Below are 4237 nucleotides of genomic sequence, written 5' to 3' on the forward strand. Positions count from 1 at the left end.
GCAGCATATACTTGTGTTGTTCTCAGGTTGGTGTGCCCGAGCATACGGCTCACCGTTTCAATAGGCACTCCTGCTGAGAGCGTGATGAGCGATGCAAAGGTGTGGCGAGCCATGTGAAAGGTTAGCGGGCTTTCCATACCGACATTTCTCTGTATGTAGTGCATGCCGTTGTGGATGATGTCGTTAGTCGGTACATCAAAGACAAAACCAGCACGCTTACCTCTGTACCGCTCCATTATCGCCCAAGCAGGAGGAAGCACCTGTACACGATATGGAGTCTTGGTTTTCATTCGCTTGCCCTTGATGCAAAGTTCACCTTCTTCCAAGACAATGTTTTCCTCTCTGAGATTGCGCACGTCTGAGATTGCCAAGCCTGAAAAGCAGGAGAATACGAACAAATCACGGACAATACGGTAGTTCTCCCATTCTATCTCCAAGTCAATGATGCGTTGCAGCTGGTCTTGAAAGATACTTCTCGGCTCACCTTTGGGACGTTCATAGCTGTAGCCCAAGAACGGGTAGAAGTCCAGCACGCCTTTCTTCACCGCCATGCGGACGATACACTTCAAGGTGGATAGAGCACTCGACACGCTGCTACGTTTCAGTTTTCGGTCAATGGAGAGGTAGTACTCGAAACCCTCAATAAAGGCTTTGTCTAATTGTGAAAGGGGAATGTCGCTTACTTTATACTTCTTCTGCAGATACTCACGGAGCAGGGATAGCTGATAGGTACGGAGCTTGAATGTCTTCAAGGCTCTATCAATGCCTATGCGTTCCTTTGTCTGTCTGAGATATTCCTCAAAACTCTGCAAAAGCAGGGCTTGACGGTGGATTTGCCCCTGATAAGTATCCCTCACATCGGTGGCGGTAAAGGATTCTTCTCTTTCACTGAGTTCGTGAAAGCGTGCGTGGATGAGTGCGGTGCATTCACCGAGTTTCTGATTGACGGACACCGCCATAGCACTCTTGCCGGTGAGTCGTTGCTTACGGCTATCCCATAGGGCGATCGGAGTCTTACACTTGGTGGAGAACCCCGAATGGGTTCTGCCTACGGAGATGCGCCCGATGACAGGCACAAATCCTTTCTTGTCGGTTCGTCTTGCCTGAACAAAGAACGATACTTTCAGTTTGTTTTCTTTCATTCTTCTATCGTTTTTCTAAATTCCCTTTGCTTGCAAAGGTACAGTGAAACAGGTGCTTCTGAGCGATGCAGAACGATGAAATACGATGAATAAAAAACTGTGGAGCAGTTGTTTAGCTTCAATTCGTAACCCCTCTTTGCTCTTTCTTCGATGGGTTACGATTTGGTAACGGAACTACTGCCGTTTTATGCTCATTTTCGCTTATCCTCAAAATAGCAAGAAAGCCTAAATGATGCTATTTCAAATAGTTACATCCCTTGCATATCCCGCTATTTCCCTTAATTCTTAACTCCCGACTATGCCCGCAAGATGAGCTTGGATATGCGAATGATTGACCTAGAAAAGTATTCGGACCATATAGACAACAAAGCCAGCCACTGTGCCAAGCTCCTCAACAACTACTATCAGAAGTTTAACGAGCAAAAGGGGACACAGTTTGTCTTCAGCGACCTGGGTACTTACAAGCCAGACGAGTGGAATGTTTACTCGGAGATTAAGCGTAAGTTGGTAGAGGAGTATCACATCCCATCTCACGAGATACGCTTCATTCAGGAGTGCAAGAATGAGAAAGCGAAGAAAGCAATAGTGGAAGCGATGAATAGGGGCGATATACGTATCATCTTTGGCTCTACATCTATGTTGGGCACGGGTGTCAATGCCCAGCAACGAGCTGTGGCTATACATCATCTTGATACCCCGTGGAGACCGTCAGACTTAGAGCAACGCAACGGACGAGCTATCCGAAAGGGCAATTTGGTTGCCAAGGAGTTTGCCGACAACAAGGTCGATGTGATTATATATGCAGTGGAGCGTTCGTTGGATAGCTACAAGTTCAACCTGCTACACAACAAGCAGCTTTTCATCAATCAATTGAAGAGCAATCAGCTCGGCATGCGTACCATCGATGAAGGCTCAATGGATGAGGATAGTGGTATGAACTTCTCAGAGTATGTAGCTGTGCTATCGGGCAATACAGACCTTTTGGAAAAGGCAAAGCTAGATAAGAAGATTACTGCATTAGAGTCAGAACGCAAGAACTTCCTTCGTGAACGAAATGGGGCTATAGGTAAGTTGGCTGAGATTGACCATTCGCTCTCTTATCACACAGGCAAGATACAAGAGGCGAAGAAAGACCTCGCTTGCTTTGAGCAACGAGTGGAACGAGATGCTGAAGGCAACCCAGTCAATCGACTTTCAATTAAAGGTGTAGAGGATTGTTCTGACATCAAAGTGATTGCTCATCGTCTTCAAGAGATAGAAGAAAAGGCTCGTACCAATGGTGAGTACAACAAGATTGGAGAGCTTTATGGCTTCTCTGTTATGGTCAAGACGGAAAGTTCCTCGCAGAACTTATTTGACCTATCGGTGAACCGCTTCTTCGTAAAAGGCGAGGGGAGTATTTACTACACCTACAACAACGGCAAGCTGGCAAATGATCCTAAGCTGGCTTGTCTGAACTTCTTCAATGCGTTAGAGCGCATTCCAAAAGTGATCGAATCTCACGAGAAGGAGATAGCAAAGGTTTCAGCAAATAAGGAGGTCTACAATGCCATTGTCAATAGCTCGTGGAAGAAGGAGGAAGAACTACGTGCGCTCAAAGGGGAGGCAGCCGAGCTGGATAGAAAGATTGCCCTCACACTCTCTCCGCCAGAGGAAGAAAAAGAAGAAATAGATAAAATGAAGCAAGGAGAGGATTTGTCCGATAACAATCATTCAGCCGGAGTAAAGGACGAGAGTCATCCTGCTCAAGACAAAGAAGAAGACTACCGGTCACAAAACTTCAGACCCAAGTGGAGACACTAAACGCATGTTTATTATCCAATGGAAGTAAAAAATCTTGCGTTTATTTTTTAGTAGACGTAAGCAAAGTACAAGAATACTGCGATTCATATTCCCGCACAAAATTATCGCCAGATAGATTCCCTATTCCAATGGTCTGGAAAACCTATCTTATAAATAGGGATGTCCGGATTTTCCTCTATCAGTGAGATTATCTTTCTCTTATATGTATCTCCTGCATTGATAGCATTGCACAAGTATAACATGGAAGTAATGATTAGATATGGCTTCTTTTTGGAGAATTCCGATAAAGGATATTGTAGCCAAATGCCTCTTGGATTACTAATATCCATTGGACGTTTTACCATATTTCGACTCCATACTCTTGAATGATGGGCTACAATATTTCTCAAATATGAAATAGCTTCTAACCAACTTGATAACTCATTATGCAGATTGAGCCCGAACTCATTAGCAATTTTCGCTTTCTCAGGAATTTGGTGGCTAAGATTCTTGTATAACTTTGAAAGCGTGCCAAAGGTAGCCACTTCAAAAATAACCCATGCATCAGGTTGCTGAGTAAGAGATACACATTTTCCACCTTTCCAAACACCATACTTTCGTTTATACTCTTTTATGAAAACCTCACCACTACGAAGAAATTCAGTCATCAAATCTTCCAGATGTTGCCGATGAAGCAATTCGCTGACAAAGAGAGTATTGTCCATATAAAACAGACCACCATAGGATTGAGACAGATGGTAAATCATCTTTGTTCGTAAGGCGATCTCTATTGTTTCAATGGCATCAAACAAGATAAGCCGTAATTCTTTGTCAAAAGAATACCGTGCAATAACATCTTCAAAGCGAGAACCCGTTTGAAAAACATGGTTTTCTTTGTCTTTCTGCATATCCCACCAATACCCCTTCAAACGGTAGTAGCTGATATGACTTAAATGAAGATGGGCGAACTCCTCATCTTCTATAATCATGCCTCTATGCTTCAGTAAATCGATTTGTTCCTGAATGGAGCGTGATTCTTTATTCGACATAGTATCTATAAAAAAAAAATGACTCGCCAGCAGATCTTACGGTATGCTAAGCGAGTACTGTTATATTTGAAGTGCAGGCAACCTGCGACTATCTTTCTGCTTGCAAAGGTAAGCAATTATTTTAATTCAACCAAACGATCGGGAGAAACTATATTACCAGTCATCTCGTTTTCGTAGCATCTCATCGATTTCTTCACGAAGGAATAGTAGGCGACCATTGGCTTTGAGGTAGGGAATCTTACCCGCCCATACCCAATTGTAGAT

General features: G+C 43.7%; 3 protein-coding genes and 1 pseudogene. 1 reads left to right on the top strand and 3 read right to left on the bottom strand.

What is annotated here, in order from left to right; translation table 11 throughout:
• Positions 1-1142, bottom strand: a 1142-nt coding sequence (locus L215_RS0102110; RefSeq protein ID WP_027451269.1) for a site-specific integrase, incomplete at its 3' end; no start/stop codon positions are given.
• A gap of 285 nt (positions 1143-1427) precedes the next feature.
• On the opposite strand from L215_RS0102110, the pseudogene L215_RS0102115 reads away from it, so the two are divergent.
• A pseudogene (locus tag L215_RS0102115) lies at positions 1428-2945 on the top strand (helicase-related protein); the annotation flags it as partial.
• A gap of 101 nt (positions 2946-3046) precedes the next feature.
• Here L215_RS0102115 and L215_RS0102120 read toward each other — a convergent pair.
• Positions 3047-3973, bottom strand: a complete 927-nt coding sequence (locus L215_RS0102120) for an Abi family protein (protein WP_025883867.1) — start codon at positions 3971-3973, stop codon at positions 3047-3049.
• Between the two features lie 153 nt (positions 3974-4126).
• Positions 4127-4237: helix-turn-helix domain-containing protein (locus tag L215_RS09735; RefSeq protein ID WP_211247118.1), on the bottom strand; the 111-nt coding region annotated here is incomplete at its 5' end.

The organism is Porphyromonas uenonis DSM 23387 = JCM 13868 (assembly GCF_000482365.1).
Lineage (GTDB): Bacteria > Bacteroidota > Bacteroidia > Bacteroidales > Porphyromonadaceae > Porphyromonas > Porphyromonas uenonis.

Bases quoted from the DNA above. Each gene is read 5' to 3' on its own strand.
- L215_RS0102120 (WP_025883867.1), bottom strand. From the start codon at position 3,973: ATGTCGAATAAAGAATCACGCTCCATTCAGGAACAAATCGATTTACTG.